Source organism: Acidobacteriota bacterium (assembly GCA_022562055.1).
In the GTDB taxonomy this organism is placed as follows: domain Bacteria; phylum Actinomycetota; class Acidimicrobiia; order Spongiisociales; family UBA5794; genus BMS3BBIN02.
On record JADFQA010000075.1, the window covers coordinates 1 to 3,351 of the forward strand.

The following is a 3,351-nucleotide window of genomic DNA, read 5'->3' on the forward strand; positions in this document are numbered from 1 at the left end:
ATACGTGGCGCTGGCAAGGCGTGCCGTTCTATCTCACAACAGGCAAGCGTCTTGATGAACATGTCAGCACGATTGTTGTTACGTACAAGCCTGCGCCAGTGTGTCTCTTCCACGGCCGTAGAGACGACTGCCCAATCGGCAGAAACACAGTCACGCTAAGGATTCAACCCGACGAGGGGTTCGACATAGGTTTTTCCGTCAAAGATCCCGATTCTCCGCTGCGGGTCGTCACACAGCCTCTCTCATTCGACTATTCCGATGCGTTCAGCGACATTCCAGACGCGTACCGAACACTTGTCGAGGACATCCTCGACGGCGATCAGACATTGTTCGTCCGCGGGGATGAAGTGGAGGAGAGCTGGAGAATATACGAAGACGTTCTCGACGCGTCCTCAAGGCCGCACCCATACTCTGCAGGGAGTCGGGGACCCCGACCAGCATGAGTCATGAGCGTGTGGTCCAATGTGCCTGGTGTGGCGCACGGTTCAGCCGTGCCGCTTCGCCGGGACGGCCATCGATATACTGTCGACGCAGCCACAGACAACGAGCTTTCGAAGCCTCAAAGCGGGGCCAAGATCGGGGCCTGAGCGGGGGAGCGGTACTCATCGACGGGGTGGATTGGGCTTCACTCGGCGACGCCCTTTACCGGTTGGATGCCGTGCTCGAAGACACGGAAATAGACATGCAAGACGGAGTCGATCTCGCGTCGATCATCAAGCGCCTCACGCGCGTTGCAGCCGAGGCTGTGAAGAGCCTCCCAAGTCCACAAGCGACCAGCGACACCTAGATCACGCCAAAGTGTGCAGCCAACATTATGCTCGCAGCGATGACTATAAGGGGACGGATCAACTTTGTCCCTCGCGTGAGTATTGTGCGCGCACCAAGGTATGAGCCGACCGCCTGCCCGGCAATCATGATCAGCCCGACGCGCCACACGACGCTGCCACCGGCCACGAAGACAACGAGCGCGGCAAGGTTAGAGGCGAAGTTGAGCGGCTTCGCGTGCGTTGTGGCGCTCACGATATCGCGCCCTCGCAACACCACTCCCGCGGTCGCGAACAGCGACCCGGTCCCCGGGCCTATCGCACCGTCGTAGAACCCGATCACCGGTACCACGGTGGTGTCGAATCTAGCTTCCCTGAGGCGCGGAGCGACCTCGTGCACGCCGGCGTTGCCGATGAACAAGAAGTACATTGCAATGCCGCCAAGAGCAACAGGAATGACCGCGTTGAGGACAGAGACGTCGATGCGCTGCACTACCAATGCGCCCACAGCGGCACCAGTGAGGGAGAACACCGCTGGTCTACGGATCTCAGAAACTGAGATGGCGCCCTTGCGCGCCAGTGTGACGGTTGACGTTGCCACCCCGAACACTGCTTGGGCCTTGTTTGTTGCGAGAGCGTTGATCGGCGGCAGTCCGACAGCGAGAAGTGCCGGAAGTGTTATTAGCCCACCGCCGCCCGCCAAGGCGTCCAGGAAGCCAGCCGCAAACGCCGCGCCTACGAGCAGTGTGATCGTAGGCGGGTCAAGGGTTAGGCTCATGTTGCTTTCCAGTGATGAGCCGGTAACTTTACACCGACACCTGGTGAGGGAGTGTGTCGAATCGGACAAGCAAGGAGTCGGGCATGACAAAACCGAACCATTCGAGGCGAGATCGCACTACGGCAAACATTCTGGTCGGCATCCAAGTGGTTCTCATCGTGTTGATTGTGGGCCTCCCCGCCAGGCAAGACTGGCGGGTTTCGACGACAATGACGACTGCGACAACCGCACTCACGTTGGCTGCGTTGGCTCTCGGTCTTTGGGCGGCGTTTTATTTGGGCCGGGGGTTGACTCCGTCGCCCCTACCGAACGGGGGTACCGAGCTGGTCACAGCGGGACCGTACCGATTCGTTCGACACCCGATGTACTCAGCCGTGATCGTGTGGTCTTTTGGGTCGGTGCTGGCATCGGGGAGTGTCGCCAAGGCTGCTGCGGCTGGCGCGTTGCTCACGTTGTTCCTATTTAAGAGCCGGTGGGAGGAGCAACGTCTGGCAGCGTCATTCGACGGGTACGCGGCCTACGTAGAACGTTCCGGTCGGTTTGTGCCGTTTGCTGGCTGATTAGTCAGTCGTTCGGGAAGCTATTTCGAGAGCAGATACCGAATTTGTCCGCCTGACCCGGGTTGGAACTGCTGAGTTTGCTGAGGGAGCGCTTCGAACGGGATGATAAGTGCCGTCATCGCTTCGATTCTGGCGCCATTGTCACCCAGAAGCTCGACTTCGGTGGCTTCATCTGGGTCCCATATCAGATCACAGACGTTAGGGTTGCTAGGGTTGCAATCCCAAAAAGTAGTCTGGATGTACACGGGAAGGAATTCCTTGATTGTCAGTATCGTAGAGGCGCCGCTACCTAGCGTGTCATCGTGGAAGAGAGGTACCCATGCGAATCGCGCAGATTTACCAAGCTCAGAGGTGAAAATGACGCCGTCCCCGGGCATGTAGCTTTCTAAGCACGTCACCATCTCGTCGTGGGTCGGCACGGGGAACCCACAGATTGCTGTGTCAGTGTTATTCAGGAATGTCCACAGAGGCGTGTTATCGAGGAAATTGCCACGCACTTTGATGTGCTTGGTGCCTAGTTCTAAACGTCCAGGGACGGCGAAGACACCAGCGGTGGCGCCAGTTGCAAGACCCTCGTGGAGTACATGGTTTGGCGTTCCGGTTTTTGTTTTAACCTGATAAGGGTTCGCGGTGAAATTACCGTCCTTACACCTTGTCACATCGTCCCACAGATCCGCAGGGAAGTCTATTGTCGTCCCCAGAGGGTGATCGACACCTTGTGCAATGTTGCGTGTCAACCTGTTTACAGTGTTTCCTGTGCACTGCTCGGTTGTGCCGAAGGGCTCATATCCGAACTGGGTGAAATCGAGAAAGGAAAAGTTGCCTTCAACAGGGCCATCGCAGGGTTCGATGCTCACCGGACTCGTCGGTTCCTTTAAGCAAAGCTCGGCTGGCCCCGTCGCGCCGCCGGGTATCCCGAACGGTAGAATCCCACCAGAGGCCCCGAGGTTGAGTTTGACCTCCGCCGCTGCGGACGTGTCCAGCTGACTTACCCCGAATATGCCTCCGAACGCTGTTGCCCACGGGATGATCGGGGTTTGTACTCTCACCTCGCCGAGGTTTTGCGTAAACGAGATGCAGTCGCTGTTAAGAGTCTCAACGAAACGAGCGGGCTTGTTCGGGTCGGCGCAGTTCGCCCACTCGGTAGTCCACTCGGGCAAGGTCATGTCAGGTGAGACGGTCGCAAACGTTATCCGAAGAATTTCGGTCTCGGCGTCAACCATTGCAACGGCCTTGGTTCGATTGGCGG

At 58.1% G+C, this 3,351-nt stretch carries 5 protein-coding genes; 3 read left to right on the plus strand and 2 right to left on the minus strand.

Going from position 1 to position 3,351, the window contains the following annotated elements; genetic code table 11:
- Both IIC71_15065 and IIC71_15070 read left to right on the plus strand, forming a co-directional pair.
- A partial coding sequence (locus IIC71_15065; GenBank protein MCH7670501.1) for a glucose-6-phosphate dehydrogenase occupies positions 1–443 on the plus strand: 443 nt, incomplete at its 5' end.
- A 170-nt stretch (positions 444–613) separates the two neighbouring features.
- Positions 614–787, plus strand: coding sequence for a hypothetical protein (locus IIC71_15070; protein MCH7670502.1), 174 nt, complete (start codon positions 614–616; stop codon positions 785–787).
- Here IIC71_15070 and IIC71_15075 read toward each other — a convergent pair.
- Positions 784–1,542: a TSUP family transporter gene (locus IIC71_15075; protein MCH7670503.1), complete on the minus strand. Its 759-nt coding sequence runs from the start codon at positions 1,540–1,542 to the stop codon at positions 784–786. The two genes, IIC71_15070 and IIC71_15075, sit on opposite strands and share 4 nt — an antisense overlap.
- An 83-nt stretch (positions 1,543–1,625) precedes the next feature.
- On the opposite strand from IIC71_15075, the gene IIC71_15080 reads away from it, so the two are divergent.
- Positions 1,626–2,102, plus strand: coding sequence for an isoprenylcysteine carboxylmethyltransferase family protein (locus IIC71_15080; protein ID MCH7670504.1), 477 nt, complete (start codon positions 1,626–1,628; stop codon positions 2,100–2,102).
- Between the two features lie 20 nt (positions 2,103–2,122).
- On the opposite strand, the gene IIC71_15085 is transcribed toward IIC71_15080, so the two are convergent.
- The coding region (locus IIC71_15085) for a hypothetical protein (protein ID MCH7670505.1) at positions 2,123–3,351 on the minus strand (1,229 nt) is incomplete at its 5' end.

Excerpts from the sequence above, each read along its gene's own strand:
- IIC71_15075 (MCH7670503.1), bottom strand. The coding sequence starts at position 1,542 with ATGAGCCTAACCCTTGACCCGCCTACGATCACACTGCTCGTAGGCGCG.
- IIC71_15080 (MCH7670504.1), top strand. The coding sequence starts at position 1,626 with ATGACAAAACCGAACCATTCGAGGCGAGATCGCACTACGGCAAACATT.